This is a genomic window from Duganella qianjiadongensis (assembly GCF_009857915.1).
Lineage (GTDB): Bacteria > Pseudomonadota > Gammaproteobacteria > Burkholderiales > Burkholderiaceae_D > Rugamonas > Rugamonas qianjiadongensis.
Map to the genome: position 1 here is coordinate 53017 of NZ_WWCM01000001.1, position 24692 is coordinate 77708.

At 61.6% G+C, this 24692-nt stretch carries 29 protein-coding genes; 19 read left to right on the forward strand and 10 right to left on the reverse strand.

What is annotated here, in order from left to right; genetic code table 11:
* Window positions 1–44: 44 nt before the first annotated feature.
* From GTP27_RS00275 to GTP27_RS00285, 3 genes are all read left to right on the forward strand, one after another.
* Complete coding sequence (locus GTP27_RS00275) at window positions 45–281, forward strand: hypothetical protein (RefSeq protein ID WP_161037206.1); 237 nt, start codon at window positions 45–47, stop codon at window positions 279–281.
* A 200-nt stretch (window positions 282–481) separates the two neighbouring features.
* On the forward strand, window positions 482–979 hold the full coding sequence (locus GTP27_RS00280; protein ID WP_161037207.1) for a YXWGXW repeat-containing protein: 498 nt from the start codon (window positions 482–484) through the stop codon (window positions 977–979).
* A gap of 18 nt (window positions 980–997) precedes the next feature.
* Window positions 998–1729 carry a ribonuclease HI family protein gene (locus tag GTP27_RS00285; protein WP_229633254.1) on the forward strand — a complete coding sequence of 244 codons (732 nt, stop codon included), beginning with the start codon at window positions 998–1000 and terminating at the stop codon, window positions 1727–1729.
* Here the strand turns inward: GTP27_RS00285 and GTP27_RS00290 are convergent.
* Both GTP27_RS00290 and GTP27_RS00295 read right to left on the reverse strand, forming a co-directional pair.
* On the reverse strand, window positions 1710–2201 hold the full coding sequence (locus tag GTP27_RS00290) for a chemotaxis protein CheW (protein ID WP_161037208.1): 492 nt from the start codon (window positions 2199–2201) through the stop codon (window positions 1710–1712). The two genes, GTP27_RS00285 and GTP27_RS00290, sit on opposite strands and share 20 nt — an antisense overlap.
* Before the next feature lie 140 nt (window positions 2202–2341).
* The gene (locus GTP27_RS00295; RefSeq protein WP_161037209.1) at window positions 2342–2656 is read right to left on the reverse strand and encodes a hypothetical protein; all 315 of its coding nucleotides are present in this window, start codon (window positions 2654–2656) and stop codon (window positions 2342–2344) included.
* A 157-nt stretch (window positions 2657–2813) separates the two neighbouring features.
* On the opposite strand from GTP27_RS00295, the gene GTP27_RS00300 reads away from it, so the two are divergent.
* Together GTP27_RS00300 and GTP27_RS00305 are read left to right on the forward strand one after the other, a co-directional pair.
* The gene (locus GTP27_RS00300; RefSeq protein ID WP_161037210.1) at window positions 2814–3473 is read left to right on the forward strand and encodes an HD domain-containing protein; all 660 of its coding nucleotides are present in this window, start codon (window positions 2814–2816) and stop codon (window positions 3471–3473) included.
* Between the two features lie 17 nt (window positions 3474–3490).
* A complete protein-coding gene (locus GTP27_RS00305) occupies window positions 3491–4741 on the forward strand; it encodes a TCR/Tet family MFS transporter (RefSeq protein ID WP_161037211.1) in 1251 nt (416 codons plus the stop codon).
* A 10-nt stretch (window positions 4742–4751) separates the two neighbouring features.
* Here GTP27_RS00305 and GTP27_RS00310 read toward each other — a convergent pair whose 3' ends face one another.
* Entirely contained in the window at window positions 4752–6683 is a 1932-nt protein-coding gene (locus GTP27_RS00310; RefSeq protein WP_161037212.1) for a CocE/NonD family hydrolase, read from the reverse strand.
* Window positions 6684–6975: 292 nt separating this feature from the next.
* On the opposite strand from GTP27_RS00310, the gene trpS reads away from it, so the two are divergent.
* The 3 genes from trpS to GTP27_RS00325 are packed head-to-tail and all read left to right on the forward strand — an operon-like array spanning window position 6976 to window position 9290.
* Window positions 6976–8025, forward strand: a complete 1050-nt coding sequence (gene trpS / locus GTP27_RS00315; RefSeq protein ID WP_161037213.1) for a tryptophan--tRNA ligase — start codon at window positions 6976–6978, stop codon at window positions 8023–8025.
* Window positions 8025–8321 (forward strand): DUF1294 domain-containing protein, encoded by a 297-nt coding sequence (locus GTP27_RS00320; protein WP_161037214.1) that lies wholly within the window; start codon window positions 8025–8027, stop codon window positions 8319–8321. Before trpS ends, GTP27_RS00320 begins: the two co-directional genes overlap by 1 nt.
* 9 nt (window positions 8322–8330) lie before the next feature.
* Window positions 8331–9290 (forward strand): DMT family transporter, encoded by a 960-nt coding sequence (locus GTP27_RS00325; protein WP_161037215.1) that lies wholly within the window; start codon window positions 8331–8333, stop codon window positions 9288–9290.
* Window positions 9291–9302: 12 nt separating this feature from the next.
* Here GTP27_RS00325 and GTP27_RS00330 read toward each other — a convergent pair whose 3' ends face one another.
* The 3 genes from GTP27_RS00330 to GTP27_RS00340 all read right to left on the reverse strand — a co-directional run bounded on the left by GTP27_RS00330 (window position 9303) and on the right by GTP27_RS00340 (window position 11738).
* Window positions 9303–9935 (reverse strand): LON peptidase substrate-binding domain-containing protein, encoded by a 633-nt coding sequence (locus GTP27_RS00330; RefSeq protein ID WP_161037216.1) that lies wholly within the window; start codon window positions 9933–9935, stop codon window positions 9303–9305.
* 65 nt (window positions 9936–10000) lie between these two features.
* Window positions 10001–11065: a metal-dependent hydrolase family protein gene (locus GTP27_RS00335; RefSeq protein ID WP_229633256.1), complete on the reverse strand. Its 1065-nt coding sequence runs from the start codon at window positions 11063–11065 to the stop codon at window positions 10001–10003.
* Between the two features lie 382 nt (window positions 11066–11447).
* The gene (locus GTP27_RS00340) at window positions 11448–11738 is read right to left on the reverse strand and encodes an H-NS histone family protein (RefSeq protein ID WP_161037217.1); all 291 of its coding nucleotides are present in this window, start codon (window positions 11736–11738) and stop codon (window positions 11448–11450) included.
* A 600-nt stretch (window positions 11739–12338) separates the two neighbouring features.
* Here GTP27_RS00340 and GTP27_RS00345 point away from each other — a divergent pair.
* From GTP27_RS00345 to asd, 5 genes are all read left to right on the forward strand, one after another.
* The gene (locus tag GTP27_RS00345; protein WP_161037218.1) at window positions 12339–13712 is read left to right on the forward strand and encodes a sensor histidine kinase; all 1374 of its coding nucleotides are present in this window, start codon (window positions 12339–12341) and stop codon (window positions 13710–13712) included.
* Window positions 13709–14440 carry a response regulator transcription factor gene (locus GTP27_RS00350; protein ID WP_161037219.1) on the forward strand — a complete coding sequence of 244 codons (732 nt, stop codon included), beginning with the start codon at window positions 13709–13711 and terminating at the stop codon, window positions 14438–14440. The genes GTP27_RS00345 and GTP27_RS00350 overlap by 4 nt, the downstream gene beginning before the upstream one ends.
* A 138-nt stretch (window positions 14441–14578) precedes the next feature.
* Complete coding sequence (locus tag GTP27_RS00355; RefSeq protein WP_161037660.1) at window positions 14579–15265, forward strand: choice-of-anchor E domain-containing protein; 687 nt, start codon at window positions 14579–14581, stop codon at window positions 15263–15265.
* 106 nt (window positions 15266–15371) lie between these two features.
* Window positions 15372–16235 carry an MHFG family PEP-CTERM protein gene (locus GTP27_RS00360; protein ID WP_161037220.1) on the forward strand — a complete coding sequence of 288 codons (864 nt, stop codon included), beginning with the start codon at window positions 15372–15374 and terminating at the stop codon, window positions 16233–16235.
* A gap of 84 nt (window positions 16236–16319) precedes the next feature.
* Window positions 16320–17165, forward strand: coding sequence for an archaetidylserine decarboxylase (asd, locus tag GTP27_RS00365; RefSeq protein ID WP_161037221.1), 846 nt, complete (start codon window positions 16320–16322; stop codon window positions 17163–17165).
* Here asd and GTP27_RS00370 read toward each other — a convergent pair.
* A complete protein-coding gene (locus tag GTP27_RS00370; RefSeq protein WP_161037222.1) occupies window positions 17162–18073 on the reverse strand; it encodes a LysR family transcriptional regulator in 912 nt (303 codons plus the stop codon). The two genes, asd and GTP27_RS00370, sit on opposite strands and share 4 nt — an antisense overlap.
* A gap of 119 nt (window positions 18074–18192) precedes the next feature.
* Here GTP27_RS00370 and GTP27_RS00375 point away from each other — a divergent pair, with 119 nt between their 5' ends.
* From GTP27_RS00375 to GTP27_RS00385, 3 genes are all read left to right on the forward strand, one after another.
* Window positions 18193–18792, forward strand: a complete 600-nt coding sequence (locus GTP27_RS00375) for an FMN-dependent NADH-azoreductase (protein ID WP_161037223.1) — start codon at window positions 18193–18195, stop codon at window positions 18790–18792.
* Window positions 18793–18810: 18 nt separating this feature from the next.
* Window positions 18811–19680 (forward strand): pirin family protein, encoded by an 870-nt coding sequence (locus GTP27_RS00380; protein WP_161037224.1) that lies wholly within the window; start codon window positions 18811–18813, stop codon window positions 19678–19680.
* Between the two features lie 92 nt (window positions 19681–19772).
* Window positions 19773–20237, forward strand: a complete 465-nt coding sequence (locus GTP27_RS00385; protein ID WP_161037225.1) for a hypothetical protein — start codon at window positions 19773–19775, stop codon at window positions 20235–20237.
* Here the strand turns inward: GTP27_RS00385 and GTP27_RS00390 are convergent.
* Complete coding sequence (locus tag GTP27_RS00390) at window positions 20234–21403, reverse strand: acyltransferase family protein (protein WP_161037226.1); 1170 nt, start codon at window positions 21401–21403, stop codon at window positions 20234–20236. The genes GTP27_RS00385 and GTP27_RS00390 overlap by 4 nt on opposite strands.
* 92 nt (window positions 21404–21495) lie before the next feature.
* Here GTP27_RS00390 and GTP27_RS00395 point away from each other — a divergent pair, with 92 nt between their 5' ends.
* The gene (locus GTP27_RS00395) at window positions 21496–22455 is read left to right on the forward strand and encodes a M14 family metallopeptidase (protein WP_161037227.1); all 960 of its coding nucleotides are present in this window, start codon (window positions 21496–21498) and stop codon (window positions 22453–22455) included.
* Window positions 22456–22465: 10 nt separating this feature from the next.
* Here GTP27_RS00395 and sugE read toward each other — a convergent pair whose 3' ends face one another.
* Window positions 22466–22783, reverse strand: a complete 318-nt coding sequence (gene sugE / locus GTP27_RS00400; RefSeq protein ID WP_161037228.1) for a quaternary ammonium compound efflux SMR transporter SugE — start codon at window positions 22781–22783, stop codon at window positions 22466–22468.
* A 114-nt stretch (window positions 22784–22897) separates the two neighbouring features.
* Here sugE and GTP27_RS00405 point away from each other — a divergent pair, with 114 nt between their 5' ends.
* Window positions 22898–23257: a DUF1304 domain-containing protein gene (locus GTP27_RS00405; RefSeq protein ID WP_161037229.1), complete on the forward strand. Its 360-nt coding sequence runs from the start codon at window positions 22898–22900 to the stop codon at window positions 23255–23257.
* Here GTP27_RS00405 and GTP27_RS00410 read toward each other — a convergent pair.
* A complete protein-coding gene (locus GTP27_RS00410; protein WP_161037230.1) occupies window positions 23228–24250 on the reverse strand; it encodes a hypothetical protein in 1023 nt (340 codons plus the stop codon). The genes GTP27_RS00405 and GTP27_RS00410 overlap by 30 nt on opposite strands.
* A 146-nt stretch (window positions 24251–24396) precedes the next feature.
* Between GTP27_RS00410 and GTP27_RS00415 the strand changes: the two genes are divergently transcribed.
* Window positions 24397–24687 (forward strand): ArsR/SmtB family transcription factor, encoded by a 291-nt coding sequence (locus tag GTP27_RS00415; protein ID WP_202416461.1) that lies wholly within the window; start codon window positions 24397–24399, stop codon window positions 24685–24687.
* The last annotated feature ends 5 nt before the right edge of the window (window positions 24688–24692 follow it).

Consider the following 24692-nt stretch of genomic DNA (forward strand, 5'->3'; position numbering starts at 1 on the left):
CCGTACACACATCGAACATCAACGCACAGTCGAAAGGAAGCAAAATGAACATCCTGAGAAACTTCGAAGCCGTATTTGTGGTCGCACTGGGTCTGGCTAGCGCTGCCAGCTACACCCTCGACAAGCCGGTAGAAACTACGCCAGCCTACGCTGCCGCCGGCAATATGCAGGTGGTGGTGGTCAGCGCCAAGCGCCTGAGCCCGGAACAGAAACAGGCCTTGCAGGAGCAGGAACGCCCTGCCACGCTGGCCGCCCAGAGCCGCACTGCGAGCAAGATTTGAACGCCCCCCTTCTGCCCACACGCCTGCCGGATTAATCTGCTGTCGCTGCAGGCGTGCTGGCTTGTCCACTCCGTGCGCCAGCACACCTTACTCTGCATCATTTCTGCATCACTTGTAAGCGTTTGCATCAGGCAGCGCCAGCCTCCTCCCCTCCTTGCTATATTTACTCCATGCACCCGCATTTCACATGGAGAACTATCATGCACATGCGCCTCAGCCACCTCTGCAGCGCCACGCTGCTCGCACTGGGCACGCTCGCCCTGCCCCTGACACCGGCCCAAGCCCAGACTGAAGTAAGCATCGTGGTCAGCAATGCACCGCCGCCGCTGCGCTTCGAAAGCCTGCCGCCGCCACGCTCCGGCTATGTGTGGGCGCCCGGCTACTGGCGCTGGAACGGCCACCGTTATATCTGGCGCACCGGCCACTGGGAAGTGCTGCGCCAGGGCTACCAGTATCAGACCCCGGTCTGGCACGAATACCGTGAAGGCTGGCGCTTCGAGCCGGGCGGCTGGGTTACCGTCCCGCGCGCCCCGCGTCCCCAGCACTGGGAGCGCGACGACCGGCGCGAATACCATCATGGCCGCGGCCATGGCGACCGCGATCACGACGGTATCCCCAACCGCTATGATCGCGACAGGGATGGCGATGGCGTGCCGAACCGGTATGATCACCATCCTGACAACCGGCGGCGTGATTGATAAGGACAAAGAATACGAATGAACCCCGAAGCCCGGCAGCAATACGAAGCAGCAGAACAGATGCAGCAGATACAGCAACTCGCCTATAAAGCCGAGCGTGCCGAAGCTGCCCGGCTGGCAGCGCGCCAGCAGATAGCGCCAGAACAGGCGCTCAGGCAGGTGCTGACGCTCGCAGCCGGCAAGGCCGGACTCGACCAGCTGCTGGCCCGGCGGCAGGCCGGCTTGCAGCAGGTGCAGCTGCGCCAGCAGGCGCGTAGCGCGGCCATGGCACAGCGACAGTCGCGCAGCCGGCTTGCGGCGGGCAGCCAGCCCGCAAGCGGCGACGGGCAATTGTGGCAGGGCTGGTTTGACGGTTCGGCCGTGCCGAATCCGGGCCGCATCGGCATCGGCGCCCTGCTGCACGGGCCGCAGGGGCAGAGTATCACCGTCAGCCGGCCGGCTGGCTATGGCAACAGTAGCGAAGCGGAATATCTGGCGCTTACCGCCCTGCTGCAAGCTGCTGTACAGGCCGGTGCCACCCGGCTGGACATCTGTGGCGACAGTCAGGTAGTGGTGAATGACGTGAATCTGACGCCGCAAGCCATCGCGGCCGGGCAAGGAGCCAGCGGGCTAGCGATGCACCGGCAGCAGGTATGCGCACTGATGGCGCAAATAGGCAGGGTCGAATTGCGCTGGCTGCCACGGCATCGGAATGCGGCGGCAGACCATCTGGCACAGCAGGCGCTGGAAATTAAGCTGCCAGCGCCGTAGTTTCCAGCAGGCCCATGTCGGCGCTGGACATCATCTTGTCGATATCGACCAGTATCAGCATGCGCTCATCCACGGTACCGAGGCCGATGATGTGGTCGGTGTTCATGTTCACGCCGATATCCGGTGCCGGCTTCATCTGCTCGGGCAGCAGCGTGGTGACATCGGAAACGCGGTCCACCACCATGCCTACCACGCGGTGGCCAATGTTCAGAATGATGACGACGGTAAACTGGTCATAGGTGGGCGTACCCAGATTGAACTTGATGCGCATATCCACGATCGGCACGATAATACCGCGCAGATTGACCACGCCTTTGAGGAATTCCGGCGCATTGGCGATACGGGTGGGCGTTTCGTAGCTGCGGATCTCGCTCACCTTCTGGATATCGATGCCATATTCCTCCTGTCCCAGCGTAAATGCCAGATATTCGGCAGCGGGAGTAGCAGCGTGCAGTTCAGTGACGTTGGACATTATGCTTTACCTCAGGAAAGAATTGACTGAGCGTAATATTACCCCAAGTCAATAAATAAAGCAGCAGGCAGGGCAGAAATTTATGCCTCGAGGCAATAAAAATCTCGATTTGAAGATTTTTTGCCGCGATTCCGTCAGTTTTACAGAGGTTTGGCGGGCAGCTTGGTAGGGGCGCCATGACCTTCCGCAGGCAGCACACGGGTCAGTGGCAAGGTTTGCGGACGCAGCGGTGCAGCACGCACGGTGGCAGGAACAGCATCATTCTCCGCTGCAACAGTACGTGCAGGGCTTGCAGTCGCCGCGCCAGGCAGCGGCGCACTGCCACGACTGACAGCGCGGCCCTCGTCGGGACGCGGCATATAACGCGGCGCCAGCGTGGGCGTATCATCCAGCGCCCACGCCATAGACGCGCCTACGGTGTAGAGCACCACAGCCAGCGTTATTTTGATGTGCATAAGAATCGCCACTAATTGTCAGTTATGAAAGCATTTTGCACAATCACCCGCCGCTTTGCAAGTGCGATGTAACATTCTTGCAAAAAACGGAGTCTGCACAAGCGTAGCGCCAGCCTGTATGATCCAGATCATCTGAACGCCCCACCACCGGAGACCCATGAATAGTTTGCTCAGCAGCTGGCACCCGCGTCTGGTCCAGCTCGCCACCAGCGCTGCCGGCAGTGACGGCGCACACGACAGCAACCACCTGCACCGCGTCTGGCGCAACGCCAGCCTGCTGCTGCAAGACTACCCCGAGGCGGATGCGCTGGTGGTGCTGGCGGCCTGCTATCTGCATGATCTGGTCAACCTGCCCAAGAACGATCCCGAACGCCATCTGGCCTCGCGCAAGGCTGCACTGCTGGCCAGCCGCCAGCTGGCGGAACTGGACTTTCCGCGCGATAAGCTGAGCGCCGTGGCGCATGCCATCGAAAGCCACAGCTTTTCCGCCGGCATCGCTGCCGAAACCATCGAAGCGAAAATCGTGCAGGATGCCGACCGTCTCGACGCTCTGGGCGCCGTCGGTCTGGCGCGGCTGTTCTATACGGCGGGCCGCATGGGCACGGGGCTGGCGCATGCCGACGATCCCATGGCACTACAGCGCGAACTCGATGAAAAAGCCTATGCCATCGACCATATCGACACCAAGCTGGCCACCCTGCCCGCCAAAATGCAGACAGCGGCGGGACGCCAGCTGGCCAATACCCGCCTGCTGGCACTGACCAGCTTCCGCGACGACTTTATCGCCGAATGGGCCCCTAGCCCTGCCACACCCTGATACCTGACCACTATTCCATGTCCAGCACCCCGACCTCGAACCCGGCCCGCCGCATCGGCGCCACCGCACCGGCCAGTCTCAACTTCATTCTGTTCAGCGTCTTCATCGACATGCTGGGCATAGGCCTGATCGTGCCCGTGCTGCCCATGCTGGTAGGCGAATTTACCGGCAGCCGCGAAAATCAGGCGCACTGGTTCGCTATCCTCAGCGCCGTGTTCGGGCTGATGCAATTCCTCTGCATGCCCATGCTGGGCGCCATCAGCGACCGTATCGGCCGCCGCCCCGTGCTGCTGTATTCCATGGCCGGCATGTGCGTCAACTTCCTCACTACAGCCTGGGCGCCGAATCTGGCCTGCCTGTTCATCGGCCGTGTGGTGGGCGGCATGTCCTCGGCCAGCATGTCGGTGGCCTCGGCCTATGCCTCCGACATTTCCACGCCAGACAACCGGGCCAAGAGTTTCGGCAAGGTCGGTGCCGCCTTCGGTCTCGGTTTCATCTGCGGCCCCATGCTGGGCGGGCTGCTGGGCTCGGTCGATCTGCACCTGCCGTTCTATGTAGCGGGCGCGCTGTCGGCGCTGAACTTCGTGTACGGCTATTTCGTCGTGCCGGAATCGCTGCCGGCCGAACGCCGCGCGCCTTTCAGTCTGGCCCGCATCAATCCGCTGACGGCGCTGCTGCGGCTGGCCCGCCGCACGGATATCCGTGGTCTGGTGATCACCTTCGCGCTGGTCACCTGTGCCCAGATGATGCTGCAGACTACCTGGGTGCTGTACACCCACTTCCGCTTCGACTGGACGCCGGGCCAGAATGGCGCTGCGCTATTCTGCGTGGGCCTGACGGCGGCGGTGGTGCAGGCCGGACTGCTCGGCGTGCTGATCAAGCGCTTTGGCGAAGTCCGACTCGCCCTGCTGGGCATGGGTTCGGGTGCGATTACCTTCCTGCTGTACGGACTGGCCACGCAAGGCTGGATGATGTACGTCCTCATCCTGTGCAACATCCTCTCCTTCGCCGTCGGCCCGGCCCTGCAGGCGCTGACTTCGAAAGCCACGCCGCCGGCCGAACAGGGTGAGCTGATGGGCTCTCTGCAGTCCGTCAACAGTCTGGGCATCATCTTCATGCCCCTGATCGGCGCCGAGATACTGGGCCGTGTCAGCCATCTGCCGTCTAACGACTGGCGCATGGGCGCCAGCTTCTATTTCTGCGCGCTGCTGCAGCTGCTGGCCATCCTGGTGGCGCGCCACTACTTCAAGGCGCACCGGCAGGACTGACACGGCAGGCTTATTCGACGACGGGCAGCTCGATCGCGCTGGCGCTGGCGCCACCGTGATAGACGCGCATGGTCGCCTTCTGGTAGTCAGCCGGCTTGGCATAGAAGATGTTGGGCACATAGGTCTGCGGATTGCGCTCGTACAGCGGGAACCAGCTGGACTGGATCTGCACCATGATGCGGTGGCCGGGCAGGAACAGGTGATTGGCATTGGGCAGCGCAAACCGATACTGCTCGATGGCGTTGGCGACGATAGGCGACGGCTGTTCCAGACTGTGGCGATAGCGGCCACGGAAAATATCCATGGCCACGCCCAGCTGATAGCCGCCCAGTTCGGGCTGCGATGGCACTTCATCGGGATACACGTCGATCAGCTTGACCACCCAGTCGGCATCCGTCCCCGTGGTGGCTGCATGCAGCCGCACCTGCGCGGCACCGGCAATGCGCAGCGGCGCCGTCAGCGCTGGCGTCATATAGGTCAGCACATCGGTGCGGTCGGAATAACTGCGCTGGTCCGTCACCAGCCATGGCCGCCACACGCCCGCATCGTTCATGCGCACAGGACGCGGCACAAACGGCACCGGCTTGGCGGGATCGCTCACATATTCGTCATACGCGGCGTCCCCAGCCGGTGCGGCAAAGCCCAGCTTCAGGCCATCCTGCAAGTACAGCGGGCGCAATGGCGCGCCACAGCCCTCGGCACAGGCCAGCGGCCAGCGTTCCAGCCGCTGCCAGCGGTTGCTGCCGCTCTGGTAGAACAGCACGGGCGGCGTATCGGCCACGGGCGCGCCGTCTTTCAGATACTGGTCGAGGAAAGGCTGCATGACGTCGCGGCGGAATTCCAGCGCCGTATCGCCCGCGAACTTGAACACGCCCAGACTGGAGCCGTCGTAATTCACCCCGCTATGGCGCCACGGGCCCACTACGAGGAAGTTACGGCGGTTGTCGCTGTCCTTGGCTTCCAGCGCAGCATACACGGCGTAGGCGCCGTAGATATCTTCCTGATCCCAGTAGCCTACCACCGTCATGGTCGGTACTTTGAGCGGACGCTGGGCCAGTATCCTGTCGACCGCCTGATGCTGCCAGTAGCTGTCGTAAGCCGGATGCTCGAACAGCTTGCGGGTGAAATTGAGCTTGTCGAGGCCGAACTGGCGCGCGTAATCAGCGGTTGAACCGGCCCGCAGCACGCCTTCGTAATCATCGTACACACCGGTCGGCAGACCGCTGCCGCTGCCATGAGCCGTGGTCTGGTGCGCAATGTAGGAGATATTCGTCATCCGGAATACACCGTTATGGAACCAGTCGTCGCCGCGCCAGCCATCGACCATGGGACTCATCGGCACTGCCACCTTGAGCGCCGGATGGGGATCGACCAGCGCCATCAGCACCGTATAGCCTTCGTAGGACGAGCCTATCATGCCCACTTTACCGTTACTCTCGGGGACGTTCTTGACCAGCCAGTCTATCGTGTCCCACGCGTCGGTGGAGTGGTCGGTGCGGGTGTTGTTCAGCGGGCCACGCAGTGGCCGCGTCATCACATAATCGCCTTCCGAGCCGTATTTGCCGCGCACGTCCTGATACACGCGGATATAGCCGGCCGCCAGCATCACTTCGTCGCCCTGCCCGCCTGTCGCCAGCAGACTGGGACTATCGTTGCGGCGCGCGCGGCCGCTGGCATTGTAGGGTGTACGGCTCAGCACCATGGGCGCCTGCCGGGCGGCATTCGGAATCAGCAGCACGGTATGCAGGCGTACGCCATCGCGCATGGGGATCATGACTTCGCGCCGCACATAGTCGGCAGCGGGCGTGCGCATTGCGAAACTGGCCGGCACGTCGGGCGCCATCGCTGCAGTCTGGGCTTGGACGCCCGCTGCCAGCAGGGCAGTCACAGCAAACAGTGCGGCAGTCAGTGCAGCAGGCGAGGCGACAGCAGGTGGATACATTCCGGCTCCGGTAGTTATTGGTATGAAAACAGCATGAGAAAAGCCATACTACTCCAGGCACAGCCTTCCTGCCCAGCCTTGCGGCTTGACAGACCGCCCGCTAACTGCAACCATACGCGCATGAATTTTCTGTCCACACTACGTCCCTGCCTGAATTGGCGCCGCTGCTGACCTGCGGCCCTGAATCACCCCTAGTGATGTGATATTTTTATCAATGCCGCCCTCGTCTGGTGGCGTTTTCACGACTGTGCGCCACCGTCAGGGCTAGTGTAAGCAACCTGAAGGAAGTCCGATGAGCCAGTCCCCTACCTCCGAAGTTATTGCCACCCCGGGCGCCAGCAAAGGCCCGAGCATCATCCTGACCGGCGACCGTCCGACCGGCCCGCTGCATCTGGGCCACTACGTGGGCAGCTTGCGCAACCGCGTGACCTACCAGCACGAATATAAGCAGTACATCATGCTGGCCGACTCGCAGGCGCTGACCGACAACATGGATGACACCAACAAGGTGCACCGCAATGTGGTGGAAGTGGCGCTCGACTATCTGGCGGTAGGCATCGATCCCGCCAAATCGACCATCCTGATCCAGTCGCAGATACCGGAACTGGCCGAACTGACTTTCTACTACCTGAACATGGTCACCGTGGCCCGTCTGGAGCGCAATCCGACGGTGAAAACCGAAATCGCCCTGCGCGGCTTCGAGCGCGATATTCCGGCCGGTTTCCTCACCTACCCCGCTTCGCAGGCGGCCGACATTTCGGCGTTCAAGGCCTCCATCGTGCCGGTGGGCGAAGACCAGATTCCCATGATCGAGCAGACCAACGAGATCGTGCGCCGTTTCAACCGCATCGCCAACCGCGAGATTCTGGTCGAGTGCAAGGCGCTGGTGCCGGAAATCGGCCGCCTGCCGGGCACCGACGGTAAAGCCAAGATGAGTAAATCGCTGGGCAACACCATCAATCTGGGCGCCAGCGCTGCCGAAATTACCGCAGCCGTGAAAAAGGTCTACACCGATCCGCTGCACCTGCGCGTGGAAGACCCCGGCCACCTGGAAGGCAATGTCGCTTTCACCTACCTCGACGCCTTCGATCCGGAAAAGGACAAGCTGGAAGAAATGAAGGCCCATTATGTGCGCGGCGGTCTAGGCGACTCCATCGTCAAGAAGCGGCTGGAAGTAGTGCTGCAGGAGATGCTGGCGCCTATCCGCGCGCGGCGCGAGGAGCTGGCACAGGATCGCGGCTACATCATGCAGATCCTCAGGGAAGGCACAGCCCGCGCACGCGAGGTGGCAGCCAAAACGGCCGATGAAGTCAAAGCCGCTTTGGGTCTGAGCTACTTCTGATGCCCGATCTGGCGTCCCTCCTGACTGGCCTGGCGGCGCTGTACGGGGGCGCCAGCAGCATCACCTATGTGCTGTACACGCTCGACAAGTCGGCCGCCATCGCCCAGCGCCGCCGTATCGCCGAACGCACCTTGCTGCTGTGGGGACTGTGCGGCGGCTGGCCCGGCGCATGGCTGGCGCAGCAGACGCTGCGCCACAAGACGCGCAAGCTGCCTTTCCTGCTGCTGTTCTGGCTCAGCGTCATGCTGAATCTGGCCTTGCTGACAGGCTGTATGCGTTTTTATTTCACCCGCTAGGAATAGTTTATGTGGCACGGAGTTTTATGCGGTTTGCTGGCTGGCGCCATGTGGGGTCTGGTGTTTGTAGCACCGGCCTATCTGACGGCGTTTACGCCACTGGAACTGGCTTGCGGCCGCTACATCGCCTACGGCCTGATCTCGGCCGGACTGCTGTTTAACCGCCTGCCTGCCCTGCTGCGCCGGCTCGACCGGGCCGACATGATCGCACTGGTCAAGCACGCGCTGGCCGGCAATATCGTCTACTACATGCTGCTGGCCATGGGCGTCAAACTGGCTGGTGTAGCAGCCACCTCGCTGATCATCGGCGTGCTGCCGATCAGCGTCACCCTGCTGGGCAAGAACGATCACGGCTCGGTGCCGCTGCGCCAGCTGGCCCTGCCGCTGCTGCTGGTGGCGGCAGGCATAGGCTGCATCAATCTCGATGTCTTCTCGCACCAGAGCGCCGCTTCCGGCCCGCTGGCATACAAGCTCGCCGGCGTGCTATGCGCCACGGGCGCCCTGCTGTGCTGGACCTGGTATTCGGTCGACAATGCGCGCTACCTGAAACGCAATCCCCATTACAGCAGTGGCGAATGGTCGGCCCTGTACGGCGTCTCCAGCGGGCTGATTGCGCTGGCAATCGCGCTGGTGGCGCTAGCCCTGTTCCATGCCGATGTGACGGGTGCCGGTGCGCAGGCCAGTGGCCGCGACTGGGGCCTATTCTGGATGGTGAATGGGGTACTGGCGCTGGGCGCTTCCGTGATCGGCAACCACCTGTGGAATATCGCCAGCCGTAAGGTTCCGCTCACGCTATCGGGTCAGCTGATCCTGTTCGAAACCCTGTTTGCGCTGCTGTACGGCTTTATCTACAAGCAGCAGCTACCGCGCCCGCTGGAAGTGGCGGCGATGATCCTGCTGACCTGCGGTGTCATGTGGTCGCTGCGCGTGCACGCGCTGGACGAGGGTAGCGAAGCCCACGCGGGCTAGCACGGTGGCCGGCTAGCCGGCTATTTCACCGGAACCCAGCAGGCCGTTGGCGCCCAGCACATCCTGTATCAGTTCCAGCCGTACCAGCGGATTCTCCTGCACCAGCAGGCGCTGCTTTTCCGTCATATCGAGCCGTAGCAGCTCGCACCAGCGATTCGCCACCCAGCCTGCATCGTCTAGCCGGTACGGCGGCGCCAGTTGCATGCGTTCAGTAGGAATCTGCTTCTTCTGCAGCGAACGGATCAGCGTTGCCAGCGCATTCGCCACATCCTGCTGCTCGCTCGGCACCGGCACCTCGAGATCATCGTTGAGCGCCACGACTTCGCCCATCCACAGGCCGTTCTTCTGCTGTTCGCAGGACAGGATGCGGAAGCGCGTGGTGCCTATGCAATGGATTTTCAGCAGACCGGCAGCGGGCGCGTCCCAGCTGATGATGCGCGCCATGGTGCCGGCGCCACTGAGTTTTTCCTGCTGGCCCGGTACGCGCACCTCGCTGCCTTCGAGCAGCGGCACGACGCCGAAAGCCTCGCCGTTTTCGATACAGCGCTTGACCAGATCGAGGTAGCGTACCTCGAAGATCTGCAGTGGCAGATGGCCACCGGGGAACAAAACTGTATTCAGCGGAAATAAAGGGAGCGTTACCATAGCGCTATCATCGCACGAACCCGAGCTGTCTGGATTAGTGAATCACGTACAAGTTTAGGTTTTTTTTAAGGCCGGCGCACTAGCTGTCCGTTTTTCACCACCAGCACCACATCGCGCAAGGCGCTAATGTCGCGCGTCGGGTCGCCGCGCACTGCCACCAGATCAGCCAGATAACCGACGCGGATCTGGCCCAGCGTGGCAGACTGGCCCAGCACCTCGGCATTCACCACGGTCGCCGCGCGCAGGGCTTCCAGCGGTGTCATGCCCAGCCGGACCATCCATTCCGGTTCACGCGCATTGCTGCCATGGGCAAATACACCGACATCACTGCCGTTGCCTATCACCACCCCGGCCTGCCGGGCCAGCAGGAAGGCCCGTGCGGCGGCCTGCATGGACGGCGTCGGCGCGCCGCTGCGCTGGTATTTCTGGAAGTATTCGCTGCTCGCTTCGGGCGCAGTCAGAGTGGGGAAATACGCCACCTTGCGCTCGGCCATCAGGCGGAAAGTGGCTGCGCTGCCGCCATAGCCATGTTCGATACTGTCCACCCCGGCCAGCGTGGCGCGCCGCATGCCTTCATCGGTACTGGCGTGGGCGCTGACTTTGCGGCCCGACGCATGCGCCGTACTCACCAGCGCATCCAGCTCGGCCTGGGTGAACGTGGCATGGGCGCTGCCATCCGGACCATTGCGATAATCGGCATAGACCTTGATCCAGTCCGCTCCGCGCGCACTCTGCTCGCGTACGGCCCGCACCACTTCGTCCACGCCGCTGGCTTCCTGTGCGCCTTTAGGCAGGTCGAGATCGGCACGGTAGCTGCGCGGCGAAGGCCCGTAGCTGCCCGTCGCCACAATCGCGCGCGTGGCTATCCACAGGCGCGGACCGGGGATCACGCCGTCGTCGATCGCCTTCTTGATGGCCACGTCGGCATACATCGCGCCCTCGCTGCCTAGATCGCGCAGCGTGGTAAATCCGGCCTGCAAGGTGGCAGCAGCATGACGCGCGGCCAGCAGCGTGCGGTATTCGATCTGTTCCTTTAAAACCTGATCGTCCCATGAAGTTTCATTATATGGATGCAGCAATACATGGGCATGCAAATCCATCAAGCCGGGAATCAGCGTCGTATCGGGCAAAACAATATGCTCGGCACCTGCTACTCCAGCGATTTGCGCACTGGGGCCCACGGCAACAATTTTGTTCTGGACAGTTAATACCGACCAGTCAGTATGGGGCGCACCTTCGCCGGTCCACAGCCGGGCCGGAGTAATTAAGAGGGGAGTCGGCGCAGCTACGCCAGTTTCTGCCGCCGCCAGTGGCAGCGAATTTAAAAGCAATAAGGCCGAAGATATTAACGCTGCCGTTGCCGGCAAACCCGATAATCGCCGGATCATCTGCTGAGAAATATGCTGCAATACTGACATCATTGCTGGCTGCATCACGGGTTTCCTGTGGCTAAAACAACAATAGCGGGTTTATAGTTGCTATAAACCCGCCGTTTAGGACTGACAGTAACTATTATTTAATCAGATACTGGTCCTTGTTTTTGCCTTCCAGCCATTTCGGCGCGCGGCCACGGCCTGTCCAGGTCTGGCCGGTAGCATCATCGCGGTATTTGGCCGGTACCGGCGCACGTTTTTTGCCGGATTTGGATTTGCCGGGAGCGCCCAACTCGGCAATAGTGATGCCAAACTCGCGCATCAGGGAAAGGATCTGTTCTTTAGCCGCAGCCTTTTCATTTTTGCGGGCAGTTTCTGCCAGAGTTTCCAGTTCAGCGATCTTGGCTTTGTATTCCTGATAGGTTGTCATTTTATTTCCTTCTTATCGGCAGGACGGGTTTAACACACTAAATATCTTGAGGTGAAAATCTACCCGCGCAATTTACCATAAGCTGAATATACATTGCACCTGCGGATACGATAAATATCAATCAAATTAAACCGGACTGGTGTCCGATGCAAGCTGACAGACAAGTATCCTGCAATATACCGCGCTATTAACGCGCTATTAGTTCGCCCGAAGCAAATAAACCTGGCCTGGCGCCCACTAGGATAAGAATTAAATAGAACGACAGCGGTATCGACCGGCGCCGGACAGGAAAGCCACCACTTTTACGTTCCGGCGTCGGCCAATTACACCTAGACCGCTGCCCCTGCAGATGCTCGCCGGCTCAACTCGCGCTTGATTGCATCATCCAGCCGCCCCGAAACTGCCAGGCTGCCGAAATTATGGCGCTGCTGCAATTCTCCCCGGCTGCGACGATCTGCCCACCATTACGGAGCAGTACCCGGACAGGGCCTGACGCACATCACCTCAGGCACGCCGATCAATTTATTTATGCACAACATTGTTATCAGTGATAAATTGCCGGCATCGCCCCCCTGCCCCGTACTTAGTAGATTTATCTCCATGGATGCCGCCACTTCTAGTATTGCCCTTTCAATTACCCAGTTCTGTATTTCCATCATCATGATCGGGGTGTATTTCGCTGCCCCGGGGGAACGCTATACGCGGCTGTGGGCGCAATTCGGTGTACTCACTTCGGTGGGCATGTCGCTAGTGCTCGTAGGCTCGACTCGTCCGCCCGGCATCTTTCTGATTGCCGGCAATGTTTCACTCTTCGCGGGTTGCATACTGGTGTGGGTAGGTTTGCGCGCCTTTCTGGGCCGCTCCACTGTACATGGCAACTATCTGCTGGGCGCCGCTTTTACTGCTGGCTATGTAGCACTGATCGGACTCGATGCCAGCTTCAACACCCGTTCAATATTCTGCAGCGCCAGCCTGATCGTGATATTTCTGCTGTGCCTGCAAACTCTGCTGCAGGGTCCGCAGAATGGCCGCCACGCCTACGCCCGCAGGACGGCGATTTCCGGTCTGTGCCTCTTGCTGCTAGGCCATATAGGTCGCGTGGTCATCCTGTCCAGCCTGCCACCCGCTGTCAATCCGGACGGCCTGCAAGCCGTGCACGCACTGACTGCCTATCTGATTCCACTGGCCGGCACCGTGCTGTTCTTCCCCGGCCTGCTGCTGATGTATTTCGAACGCATTAAAGATCAGCTGCTGCTGTCGCTGGGCGCCAAGCAGGAAGCACTGGAAACCCAGACCCGTTTCGTCGAAATGTTCTCGCACGAATATCGCACCCCGCTGGCCATCATCCGCACCAATCTCGACATCATGCAGCAGAAGCTGCAGGGCGACCGCCAGATCATGGAACCGAATCTGGAGAAAATGCAGCGCGCCGTAGGACGGCTGGTGGAAGTAGCAGAAACTGCCGTGCTAAGCGATCCGCGCGAAAACAGCAAGATCGGTCCTATCATGGAGCTACTGGATCTGGCGGAATTTCTGCAGGCCACGGCAGGCGAAGCCAGCCAGTTCTGGAGCGAGCGCCTGCCGCGCATCGAACTCGATATTCCCGCCACCTGCCAGATCAGGGGCGACCGCCAACTGCTCAAAACAGCCTTCCTCAACCTGCTCGACAATGCCATCAAGTACGGCCCGGCTGGCGCTCTGGTGGCAATACAGATGGTCCTGCAGGGCGATAGCGTGCGTATCACCATCAGCGACCGGGGGCCCGGCATACCCGAGCACGAACTGGAACTCGTGTATGGCAAATATTACCGGGGCAGCCGTACCCGCATGGTGGCAGGTAGCGGCATGGGACTGTATCTGGTGCTGCGCATCATCAGCCAGCACGCGGGCGGCATAGGCCTGAGCAACCGCAGCGAAGGCGGCACCTGCATCACCGTCACGCTCCCCGTACCCCAACAGGAGAATTGCGCGTGAATGAAGCTGTCAGAGTCATACTGGTCGAAGACGATCCGGACTTACGCGAAAGCATAGTCGAATGGATGGCCATCAACCATACCCCCGTCACTGCCGTGGGCAGTGCCGCAGAGTTTTATCAGGCCCTGCCGCAGAACGCCTTCCAGATCGCCGTGCTTGACCTGAATCTGCCCGATCAGGAGGGATTTGTGCTGGCCGAATATGCGCGCAACAACTTCAAAATGGGCATCGTCATCCTGACCGCGCGCAGCGGCATCGACGATAAACTCAAAGGCTACCAGTCCGGCGCAGATGCCTACCTGGTCAAGCCGGTCGATTGCCGCGAGCTGGCCGCCGTCATCCGCAGCGTCGCTGCGCGCTTGCAGGCAGCAGCGCCAGTCGAAAACAGCGCCCTGCCGGCAGCCGCCTCGGATAGCTGGGCAATCTCGCTCACCCAGTGGGAACTGCGCTACGGCCAGGGACCGGCTATCGCGCTAAGCCAGAAAGAATTGCACTTACTGGAACTGCTGGCTGCCCAACCCGGTAGCGCCGTACAGAAACGCACCATACTGACGCGCCTGTATCAGCGCGATGACTACCACAGCAGCCGATCGCTGGACACGCTGATCCGGCGCCTGAGGGCCAAAGTACTTAGCCAGCTGGAACTGGAAATTCCCCTGCGCACCGTGCATGCCGTCGGCTACTGTTTTGCCGGCGACATCCGTCACGAGGAGGACCAATCAGCCTAGCTGGAACGGGTGATGTCACATTTGGTCACACACCGTCAGGAATGGTGGGTAGCCATGGAACTACAGGCAACTTTATTATTTAAGTGTTACGCATAGTTTCAATTCTTTTACGAAGCACCCCACCCTACCGAGGACCTCATGAAAAAAATCATCATCGCTCTGGCTACCGCCGGCCTGTTCGGCGCAACTGGCGCAGCCCAGGCTAACGTCATTTCCTTCAGCGCCGACAAAGCGGAAACCCTGACCGCATGGAACGACGTTTTAACGTTCGGCAAATTCAACTCCAATCTGGGCACGCTCAATTCGATCACCTTCGAACTGAGCGGCACCGTCACCGGCAGCGGCAGAGCTGAATCGCTGGATGCCTCGCCATCGACAGTGACCCTGTCGCTGAGCTCGCTGCTGAAGCTGACCCGTCCTGATGGTTCGACCATCGTCGTCACCAACCCTGTGTTCAGCAATGCCTACAATCTGGGCGCATTCGACGGCGCCATCGACTTCGCTGGCGCGTCGGGTGTCAAAACCGGCGCTGTCAGCAGCAGCCACAGCGAAAGCTACAACTCGACTTCGGCTAGCGATTTCGCGCTGTTCTCGCAAGCAGGCGGCGGTACCATCAAGCTGGCACTGGGCGCAACCGGCCTGTCCAGCGGTAGTGGCGCAGGCAACCTGCTGTCGCAGTTCAACACTTCGGCCGCCGGCAGCGTCAAAGTGAGCTACGACTACACCGCAGCTCCAGTGCCTGAGCCAGAAACCTATGCCATGCTGATCGGTGGTCTGGGCCTGCTGGGTCTGGTTCGTCGTCGCGCCGCCAAAAAAGCTGCCTGATAACCCGTTCGGACGGGCCGCCCGGACGGCGGCCCGTCCGAACCTGCCCACATAGCCCGCGCCGCACAGGCCGGGCTGTGCGGGTTGATTCAGCATTGCCCTAGTCATGCCCATTTCTCTTGCGATTACGCTTGCCAGCGCCAGCATCGCTGCAACCGAACCGCCCTGTTCCTGGGACCATCCGGGACGCAACCCGTATCGCGGCAGCATTGCAGCAGCCATAGACCGCTATACCGACATCGCGCCAGCCATAGCCAGCACACTCAAGCGACGGATGGGGGAAAACCAGCCCGACGACAACGTCATCATCACGCGCGACGCCATTACGGGGCGCGAACGCTACGCTGCGCAAATCCGCGCCATGCATTTCGGCGCCGCCTCGGTATGCTCCAGCGTGTCACGCGAGGGCTGGAATGCCAGCCGGCGGGAGCCCGCCAAAGTCTATTGCGTTGGTCAGGTCTGCCTACTTGTGCCCCGAATCTGCGGCAATATCAGCCGCATCACCCGCCTCGAAGCACCAGCCCAAGGCAAGGCGGCCTATTACGCCTCGCCTGGTGCAGCCAAGCCGCAAGAGGGGCTAGCCCCCTTGCAGCATTCCCCCGCAAGCACCGTGCAACCGGCGCCCGCCCCCGCGGCGCCATTACATACCGCCATGCGCCCCGAGGCGGAAGCTGCATCGGCACCGGATACGCCCCGATTACCGCTGACGGAGGCCGAAGCCCCTGCACCGGTGGTACAGGCAGATACTGATGCAACGCCGCGCAACCGTCTGCCCGGCCGCACGCCGGTAATCTGGACAGGCTCCGACGATAGCTGGCGCAACCCCGGCTCCGTTGGCGGAGGTGGCAATGGTGGCGGTGCTGGAAGCACCAACCTTCCTTCCGCAGTACCCGAGCCCTCCGGCGCGTTCATGTTCGCTGCCGGTCTGGCCCTGCTGGCGCTGATACGGCGCAGACGCCAGCGCGCATAAAACCGGAAGCAGGCTCTAAGCCTTACAAAACCGGCCACAGGTAGCGCTATAATGCGCCATCTTAATTTGTAGGAAAGCTCCATCGTGTCCGACCGTCTTGCCGTGCTGCCGCAGTACCTGCTACCCAAGGGAGCGCTGACCAACTTTGCCGGCCGCGTGGCCAATGCCCGCAATGGCAGCCGTACCACCGCGCTGATCCGCTGGTTCGTGGGGCGCTACAACGTCAACATGGCCGAAGCGCTCGATCCCGATATCAGCCACTACAGCAGCTTCAACGAATTCTTTACGCGCGCGCTGCGTCCCGATGCCCGTCCGCTGGCCGATGCCGATTTCATCTGCCCGGTCGATGGCCGCATCAGCCAGTTCGGCGCAATCAACGACGACCAGATTTTCCAGGCCAAAGGGCATAATTTCAGCACCACCGCCTTAGTTGGCGGCGATGCCGAACTGGCCGGGCAGTTCCGCAACGGCAGCTTCGCCAACCTGTATCTGAGCCCGCGCGACTACCATCGCATCCACATGCCTTGCGAAGGCCGCCTGACGCGCATGATCTACGTGCCCGGCGATCTGTTCTCCGTCAATCCGACCACGGCGCGCGGCATTCCCGGCCTGTTCGCCCGTAACGAGCGCGTGGTCTGCGTATTCGACACCGCACACGGCCCCTTCGTCATGACGCTGGTGGGCGCCACCATCGTCGGCAGCATGGCCACCGTATGGCATGGTGTGGTGAACCCGCCGCGCTCCAGCCATGTGCGCGAATGGCAGTACGACGACCAGAACATCGTCCTGAAGAAGGGCGAGGAACTGGGCCGCTTCCTGCTCGGCTCCACCGTGGTGATGCTGTTCCCTAAAGATGTGCTCAACTTCAATCAGGCATGGCAACCCGCAGCCGCAGTGCGTCTGGGCGAAACCATGGCTAACTGCCGCTAGACACTGCCTCCGGCCGGCGTCTCGAACACGCTTTGCAGCAGGTCGAGAAAGACCCGGGTTTTGGCCGGCATCAGCCGGCGCCCGGGGAACACCGCCCATGCCGTCACCGGCGGGAATGCCCACTCGGGCAGCACCCGCACCAGCTTTCCTGTTCTTATCAGCTCCCCCGCAATCATCTCGGTCGAAGTGGCAATGCCGATGCCGGTAGTGGCCATGCGTACCAGCAGTTCCGGTGAATTGGCCTGCAGCCGCACCGGCAGATCACGCTCCCAGCGGGTTTTGCCGCGCACCAGCGTCCAGTGCACCATGCCGCCCTGACGCGGCGGCAGGCTGAGCAGATCGTGCTGGAATAATTCATCGGGATGCTCGGGCAGGCCGCGCTGGCTGGCATAGGCAGGCGCCGCATACAGCGCGATCGAACTGGTGGTAATCGCCCGCGCTGCCAGTGTGGCATCGTCCGGCAGATTGCCCATGCGGATAGCCAGATCAAAATTCTCCGCCAGCAGATCAACCCGGCGCGGCGACAGATCGAGTTCCAGCGAAATGGCCGGATAGTCGCGCAGCAGACGCGCCATCAGCAGGCCCATGGTCTGGCTGGCGAAATCGGCCGGCATGGAAACACGCAGCAAGCCGCTAGGCTGGCCCTGCCGGTGCTGGGCCAATGCGCCCGCCTGCAGGGTTTCATCGGCCACCCGCTGCGCATGTTCGAGCAGGCTGGCACCGAATTCCGTCAGCGTCAGCTTGCGGGTAGTACGCTGCAGCAAGCGCTCGCCCAGTTGCGCTTCCAGCAGCGAAATGCGGCGCGACACGGTGGATTTGGGCAGTTGCACGCGCTGCGCAGCCAGACTGAAGCTGCCGCATTCCACTATGCGGGCAAATAGCAGCAGGTCGCCGGGATCGATGTCCATGATTGTTCCATATATGGATTAATGTTATCCATTTTAACGGCTTCTGGCACGAATATGGAACTGATAAAGTTATCCCATCGCAGCACTTAATTCAACCTACACCCCACACCGGAGGCTTTATGAACATCCTGCAAATTAATTCCAGCGCCCGCAGCAGCGGTTCCGAATCCACCCGTCTGGCTGACGCTCTGGTCGCCAAAATCAGCGCCGGCTATCCGCAAGCGACGGTTCAGCGCCGTGATCTGGCCAGCGATCCTCATCCGGTGCTGGACGAAGCCGCACTGGGCGCCCTGTTCACCCCGGCCGACCAGCGCAGCGCCGAACAGGCCGCGCGCGTTGCCCTCGACGATGCCCTGATCGCACAGGTACAGGCAGCCGACGTGATCGTGATCGGCGCACCGACCTACAACTTCGGCATTACCACCCAGCTGAAAAGCTGGTTCGATGCCATCGCCCGCGCCGGCGTGACCTTCAAATATACGGCGACGGGGCCGGTCGGTCTGCTGAGCGGTAAAAAAGTGTATGTCGCGCTGTCGCGCGGCGGCCTGCACCGTGATGGCCCCACCGACACCCAGCTGGCACACATCAAGATGTTCCTTAACTTCGTGGGCCTGAGCGATGTACAGTATGTCTTCGCCGAAGGCATGGGCATGGGCCCGGAAGCCGTCGCCAAAGCACAGGCGCAGGCCGAAGCTGAAATCAACGCCATTCTGGTTTAAACCGACAGGGAGCAGAACATGACGCAAGCAGTCACACAGGCACGCAGTGTCGAACGTATCATCACCGGCCAGGCCGTCATGGATGGCGCGGGCGTCAAGATCAACCGCATCCTGACCCAGACGCTGCAGCGCCGGCTTGATCCTTTCCTGATGCTCGATAACTTCGGCAGCGATCAGGCCAATGATTACATCGCCGGTTTCCCCAGCCACCCGCACCGCGGCTTTGAAACGGTGACCTATATGCTGGAGGGTCGCATGCGCCACAAGGACAGCGCCGGCAACGAAGGCCTGCTGACCAATGGCGGTGTGCAGTGGATGACCGCGGGCCGCGGTGTGATCCACTCCGAAATGCCGGAGCAGGAAGAAGGCCTGATGTCAGGCTTCCAGTTGTGGCTCAATCTGGCCGCCAAGGACAAGATGTGTCAGCCATGGTACCGCGACTTCAATGGCGAGCAGGTGCCGGCCTACACCACGCCCGATGGCGTGGCAGTGAAGGTCATCGCCGGCAGCAGCCATGGCGTGACGGGAGCCGTGCAGCGTCCGGTAACGGAGCCGCTGTATCTAGACATACACCTGCCCGCAGGCGCCAGCTTCGAGCAGGCCATCCCGCCCGGCCACAATGCCTTTGTCTTTACTTATCAGGGCACGGCGCAGGTGGGCGACAAGGAAGTCGCCACGGGACGCATGGCGATACTGGCCAACAGTCCTGAAGCCGATGGCTTGCGCGTGCAGGCTGCCGTAGCCACCCGCCTGATACTGGTGGCCGGCGCACCGCTGAACGAGCCGATAGCGCAGTATGGTCCGTTCGTCATGAACACCCAGGCCGAGCTGCATACGGCAGTGGAAGACTTCCGCGCCGGCCGCCTCGGTGAACACGCGCCACAGTAAGGGCGAGGCAAGGCCGTAGTCAAACAGCAGCCAGGCTAGGGCAACTAAGGCCGGCGGCAGCGGGCTTAAGCATCTCAGGCTACAATGCCGCCATGATGCCTACCCTGCTCCGCTGGCTGCGCCAGCTCAGTCACCTGCTCGGCTTTGAAACGGCCGAGTCCTTCCCTGCCGGCCATCTGTACGAACGCACGCGCTGGCAAGGCGCGTATTTCGATATCGCTTCCGACGTCAAGCCGGAACAGATAGAACAGCGGCTGTGCGACGCCATCAGCAATACGCCGCTAGTCTTCGGCTACATCACCAATCCCACGCCGCGCATGCAGCGCACCCTGCTCGCCATACTCGAAGAGCGTATGCGCAATAACCGTGGCCGCGCCAGCGAGCTGGCAGCCCTGCTGGTGCACGCTTACGATAGCCCGCACATCATGGAAGTGCTGCCCGGTCTGCGCGCCGCCGTAGCCGCTACCCGCCACGCCGAAATGCCGGAACGCGCCCTCAACCTGATGGCATTTTTGAGCGACATGCAGTCGCCGTTCGATGTCATCGATCTGAACTAGGCACCGCTGCGCTCCATCCCTGCCGCTAACGGTGCGACAGCCTGCACTTCATGGCTAGGCACATAGCGGTCGCGCAGCGCCATGAACGGCCGCTCGACCAACTGGTATAGCAGGCAGCCGGCCAACACGCTGGCACCGGCCATCAGCAGCACGCTAGCCCAGTGATCAGGCTCCCAGCCTTGTGCCTGCAGCGGTACGCGCAGCAGCATGCACAGCGTTTTATGCACCAGATAGATCGCATACGACCACAGCGCGATCGATGCTGCGCCGGGTATGCGCACCTTCTGCAGTAAGGCACCGGGGCTCAGGGCCGCCAGCAGCAACAGCGCATAGCTGAGCCCCAGCAATGGGTAGCCATACACCGTCATGGCGTAGCCGTAATGGTTCTCGAGGAAATGCGACCACACCAGCGCCAGCGCCGCGCAACCGGCCAGCAGCATCCAGTTGCCATGCGCCGTCAGCCGTGCCCAGATAGCGGTGTGGTAGTTCTTCAGCAGCGCCAGCGCCACGCCTATCACCAGTTCGTCGAAGCGGCACAGGGAAGAATAGTAAATCAGGGTGTAAAACGCGCGGCCGCCGTCCGGCGCAACGGCGACATGGTTCCTCCACAGGTAGCTGCGGATCAGCATACCGGCGATCAGCGCAGCTGCCACCGCCAGCCAGGCCAGCACCAGCGACTTGCGGCAGGCCGCGATCAGCATAGCCACTGCGGGCAACAGGAAATAGAACTGCTCTTCCACGCACAGCGACCACGCATGGGAGAACGCCGTTCCCGCCTGCAGCCCGATATTCTGGGTAAAGCTCAGGAACTGCCACAGCGGCGGCAGCACCAGCTCCATGCGGAAGTAAGGCCAGCAGGCGAACAGCGCCAGCACCACATAGAAATTGGGCAGGGTACGCAGCAGGCGGCGCGCATAAAAACGGGGCAGAGAAAACCGGCGAGTGCCTTGCTGGCCGCGCCGTATCGCGCCCAGTATCTGATTGCCGATCAGGTAGCCGCTCAAAGCGAAGAACAGATCTACCCCACTCCAGCCGATTTCGCCAAACCAGCCCAGCGTAGGCGCGCCGCTGACAAACAGCATGTAGTGGTTGGCAAATACCAGCGCGATAGCCAGCGCGCGCAGCGTATCGAGTCCGGCGTTGCGCGCGGTAGTGGTAGTAGTCATGCGCGGATCATAGCAAAAGGCCAAGCACAGGCATAGATACAGCGCTGCCGCCATGGTATAAAGCCGGTATCTGCCACCCTAGCCCAGCGCCCATGAACGCCCGCGACCACCTGCAATTTGTCTCCCACCAGTACAGCGGCCAGTTGCCGGGACCACGCCTGATCGTTACCGGCGCCGTGCATGGCAACGAAACCTGCGGCACCAGGGCGATCCGGCGCGTGCTGGCCATGCTAGACGATGGCAGCCTGCTGATCCGGCGCGGCAGCCTGACGCTGGTGCCGGTCACCAATCCGCTGGCCTATGCCAAAGGCGAGCGCGCGGGCGAACGCAATCTGAACCGCAATCTGTTTCCGCAGGATGCGCCGCAGGACTTCGAGGACCGCATCGCCAACTGGCTCTGCCCGCTGCTGGCGCGCCACGATGTGCTGCTCGACCTGCACTCGTTCAATGCCCACAGCGAGCCCTTCGTCATGGTGGGGCCGCGCGACAACGACGGCCCGCTGGAACCGTTCCGTCATCAGCTGCAGGAGCGCGCCATGGCGCGCCGGCTCGGTGTGCGCCGCTTCGTCGATGGCTGGCTGCGTACCTACGGCGCCGGTGTGCAGCGCCGCCTGCGCCAGCAAAGCGAACTGCAGACCGTGCTGCGGTATGGCATGGGCACCACCGAATACATGCGCAGCGTAGGCGGCTATGCGCTCACGCTCGAATGCGGCCAGCACGATGATCCGCAAGCACCCGAAGTAGGCTACCGCGCCATCATGAATACCCTGGCCTTCCTGGGACTGATCGACGCGCCCTCGCCCGAGCCTATCGCTGATCAGGCAATGGAAGCGCTCAGCATGGCGACGGTGGTGGACAAACAGCACGCCGACGATGCGTTCAGCCGGCCGTGGGCCAGTTTCGATCCTGTGCGCGCCGGTGAGCAGATCGGCGTACGGGCCGATGGTACGGTGGAACTGGCCGCCTTCGATGGCCGCATCCTGTTCCCTGATGCGGCCGCTGGCGCCCATTGCGAATGGTATTACCTGTGCCGCAGCAATCCGGATTTCTGAACCTGCCGGATCAGGCAGTCGTCAGTTTCAGGCCGACGATGCCGCCGATAATCATGGCGATGCAGCCCAGCCGCAGAGCGCTGGCCGGTTCGTTCAGGGCGACGATGCCGAAAATGACCGTGCCTACCGTGCCGATGCCGGTCCAGATGGCGTAGGCCGTACCCAGCGGCAGACCACGCAAGGCCAGACCCAGCAAGCCCACGCTGCCGGCCATGGCGGCTAGCGTCAGCGCTGTGGCCAGCGGACGGCTAAAGCCTTCGGTATATTTGAGTCCTACTGCCCACACCACTTCGAGCAAGCCGGCCAGTATCAGTGCTATCCAAGTCATAAACTTCTCCAATGTTGCACGAACTATAGCACTGACGAAAAAACAACGCTGAACACTACCTCGGCTGAGCGCCAGCAGACATAATCGAATATCAATATTAACCAAGGAGACTTTATGCATTTAGTAGCCCAGATAGTGACCGCACTGGTCGCCCTGATCCACGTCTACATCGTACTGCTGGAAACCGTACTGTTCGGCACACGCGGGCGGCGCGTGTTCGGCCTGAGCAAAGAACAGGCCGAGGTGCTGCGCCCGGCCATGTCGAATCAGGGCTGCTACAACGGTTTTCTGGTTGCCGCGCTGTGCGTGGGCTGGCTGCATCCCGATGCTGGCACGGGCGCAGCGTTCACCATCTTCGGCCTGTGCTGTGTGGCCGTTGCCGGTATCTGGGGCACGCTGACGGTCAAGCGCTCCATCCTGTTCATCCAGACCGTACCGGCGGTGCTAGCGCTGGCCTTGCGCGCGCTCGCCTGAGACCGTACTGGCGGGCCGGCCGCCTGTGCCGCGCAAGGCCAGCAGCCAGCCCACCCCGTCAAACCAGAACGGCGCGCCCAGCGACGCAGCAAACGCTGTCAATAGCCAGCCCAGCAGGGTCAGCAGCACGGCAAGCAGTGCTGCTGCTGTGCTCTTTTCTGCCAGTCCGCTCAACCGTGCGGCAGGCCAGCCTATGGGCAGGCTATCGAGCTGGCTAGCCGCCGCACCCAGCACCGCCGACGACGGTGGCAGCACGTCGGCCGGCGGATTCTGCTGCCCGGCCTGCGCTGCCATCTGGCTCGCCAGCTGGGCCGACAACTGGCTGGCCAGTTCGGCACTTTGCTGTGCCGTGTTTGCGTCGTTCCACAGGCGCTGGCTCAGGGCAAAAGTGTCAATATTCAGCGCCGCAGCAAACGCCAGCGCGATCCCGAACAGCACGCTCTGCGAGCGCCGCTTGTACCAGCCCGTGGTGCGCGCCATCACCGTGTCATACCAGTTGCGCAGCGCCTGCTCCAGCGCCGCCAGATCGTCGGCCTCGCCCAGCAGCGCCAGCAGGGTGCGCTGCAAAGCCGGATTGTTCAGCTGCGCCAGTAAGGCCCGTGCACTGGTCTGGGCGCCCAGCCGCTGCTGCAGCGTATCCATGGTGGCGCGGGCAAAAATCGCCGAAGAGATATACGACGGCATGCATCCTGCCTGCGCCTGCCCCGTAATCAGCGGATGGCGCATCACCGCCGCCGCCAGCGAGCCACTGCCCAGTGCCGCCAGATCAAAACCGCCTTCGCGCCGCAATAGCCGCTGCAGTGATGGTAGGATGCCACGCAACAGCGCCAGACCGGCCGGTTCGTACAGCAACGTCAGCACACCATCGAGCAGCATTTTGGCGCGACTCTGGAACAGCGAGGCGATGGCTTCACGGCTGGCACTGCACAGCAGGCTCAGGGCCAGATAGGTGGCGGAAAGCCCGAGTGCCACATCGAGATAGTGGTTGTTCATGGCGTACATTATTTTTTGATCAAGATGAACATAAAATAAACCATTTCAACGCACACAGCAGAAATTTTTTACATATCGTAGAATTCCGATATTGAAATCGGAAAAATGCGATGCATATAGGACCCAGCATAGCCCGAGGTAAGAAGATGGACATAGACGCTATCCACAAAGCCCTTGCCAACCCGATGCGGCGCCAGATACTGGCGTGGCTGAAGGAGCCCGAGGTGTATTTCGCAGCACAGCAGCATCCACTGAGTCTGGGCGTGTGTGCCGGTCTGATCGACCAGCAGACCGGTTTATCGCAGTCCACCGTGTCGGCGCATCTGGCCATCCTGCTGAAGGCGGGCCTGATCACCAACCAGAAGGTGGGTCAGTGGAATTACTTTAAACGCAATGAAGCAACCATCGCGGCCTTCATCGCTCAAATGACATTATAGGAACC

Excerpts from the sequence above, each read along its gene's own strand:
- GTP27_RS00370 (WP_161037222.1), bottom strand. The coding sequence starts at position 18,073 with ATGGACATCGATCCCGGCGACCTGCTGCTATTTGCCCGCATAGTGGAA.
- trpS (WP_161037213.1), top strand. The coding sequence starts at position 6,976 with ATGAGCCAGTCCCCTACCTCCGAAGTTATTGCCACCCCGGGCGCCAGC.
- GTP27_RS00390 (WP_161037226.1), bottom strand. The coding sequence starts at position 21,403 with ATGACTACTACCACTACCGCGCGCAACGCCGGACTCGATACGCTGCGC.
- GTP27_RS00325 (WP_161037215.1), top strand. The coding sequence starts at position 8,331 with ATGTGGCACGGAGTTTTATGCGGTTTGCTGGCTGGCGCCATGTGGGGT.
- GTP27_RS00275 (WP_161037206.1), top strand. The coding sequence starts at position 45 with ATGAACATCCTGAGAAACTTCGAAGCCGTATTTGTGGTCGCACTGGGT.
- GTP27_RS00285 (WP_229633254.1), top strand. The coding sequence starts at position 998 with ATGAACCCCGAAGCCCGGCAGCAATACGAAGCAGCAGAACAGATGCAG.
- GTP27_RS00290 (WP_161037208.1), bottom strand. The coding sequence starts at position 2,201 with ATGTCCAACGTCACTGAACTGCACGCTGCTACTCCCGCTGCCGAATAT.
- GTP27_RS00395 (WP_161037227.1), top strand. The coding sequence starts at position 21,496 with ATGAACGCCCGCGACCACCTGCAATTTGTCTCCCACCAGTACAGCGGC.
- GTP27_RS00385 (WP_161037225.1), top strand. The coding sequence starts at position 19,773 with ATGATGCCTACCCTGCTCCGCTGGCTGCGCCAGCTCAGTCACCTGCTC.
- GTP27_RS00345 (WP_161037218.1), top strand. The coding sequence starts at position 12,339 with ATGGATGCCGCCACTTCTAGTATTGCCCTTTCAATTACCCAGTTCTGT.
- GTP27_RS00410 (WP_161037230.1), bottom strand. The coding sequence starts at position 24,250 with ATGAACAACCACTATCTCGATGTGGCACTCGGGCTTTCCGCCACCTAT.
- GTP27_RS00355 (WP_161037660.1), top strand. The coding sequence starts at position 14,579 with ATGAAAAAAATCATCATCGCTCTGGCTACCGCCGGCCTGTTCGGCGCA.
- GTP27_RS00380 (WP_161037224.1), top strand. The coding sequence starts at position 18,811 with ATGACGCAAGCAGTCACACAGGCACGCAGTGTCGAACGTATCATCACC.
- GTP27_RS00300 (WP_161037210.1), top strand. The coding sequence starts at position 2,814 with ATGAATAGTTTGCTCAGCAGCTGGCACCCGCGTCTGGTCCAGCTCGCC.
- GTP27_RS00340 (WP_161037217.1), bottom strand. The coding sequence starts at position 11,738 with ATGACAACCTATCAGGAATACAAAGCCAAGATCGCTGAACTGGAAACT.
- GTP27_RS00295 (WP_161037209.1), bottom strand. The coding sequence starts at position 2,656 with ATGCACATCAAAATAACGCTGGCTGTGGTGCTCTACACCGTAGGCGCG.
- GTP27_RS00280 (WP_161037207.1), top strand. The coding sequence starts at position 482 with ATGCACATGCGCCTCAGCCACCTCTGCAGCGCCACGCTGCTCGCACTG.
- GTP27_RS00405 (WP_161037229.1), top strand. The coding sequence starts at position 22,898 with ATGCATTTAGTAGCCCAGATAGTGACCGCACTGGTCGCCCTGATCCAC.
- sugE (WP_161037228.1), bottom strand. The coding sequence starts at position 22,783 with ATGACTTGGATAGCACTGATACTGGCCGGCTTGCTCGAAGTGGTGTGG.
- GTP27_RS00320 (WP_161037214.1), top strand. The coding sequence starts at position 8,025 with ATGCCCGATCTGGCGTCCCTCCTGACTGGCCTGGCGGCGCTGTACGGG.
- GTP27_RS00360 (WP_161037220.1), top strand. The coding sequence starts at position 15,372 with ATGCCCATTTCTCTTGCGATTACGCTTGCCAGCGCCAGCATCGCTGCA.
- GTP27_RS00415 (WP_202416461.1), top strand. The coding sequence starts at position 24,397 with ATGGACATAGACGCTATCCACAAAGCCCTTGCCAACCCGATGCGGCGC.
- GTP27_RS00310 (WP_161037212.1), bottom strand. The coding sequence starts at position 6,683 with ATGTATCCACCTGCTGTCGCCTCGCCTGCTGCACTGACTGCCGCACTG.
- GTP27_RS00330 (WP_161037216.1), bottom strand. The coding sequence starts at position 9,935 with ATGGTAACGCTCCCTTTATTTCCGCTGAATACAGTTTTGTTCCCCGGT.
- GTP27_RS00305 (WP_161037211.1), top strand. The coding sequence starts at position 3,491 with ATGTCCAGCACCCCGACCTCGAACCCGGCCCGCCGCATCGGCGCCACC.
- GTP27_RS00375 (WP_161037223.1), top strand. The coding sequence starts at position 18,193 with ATGAACATCCTGCAAATTAATTCCAGCGCCCGCAGCAGCGGTTCCGAA.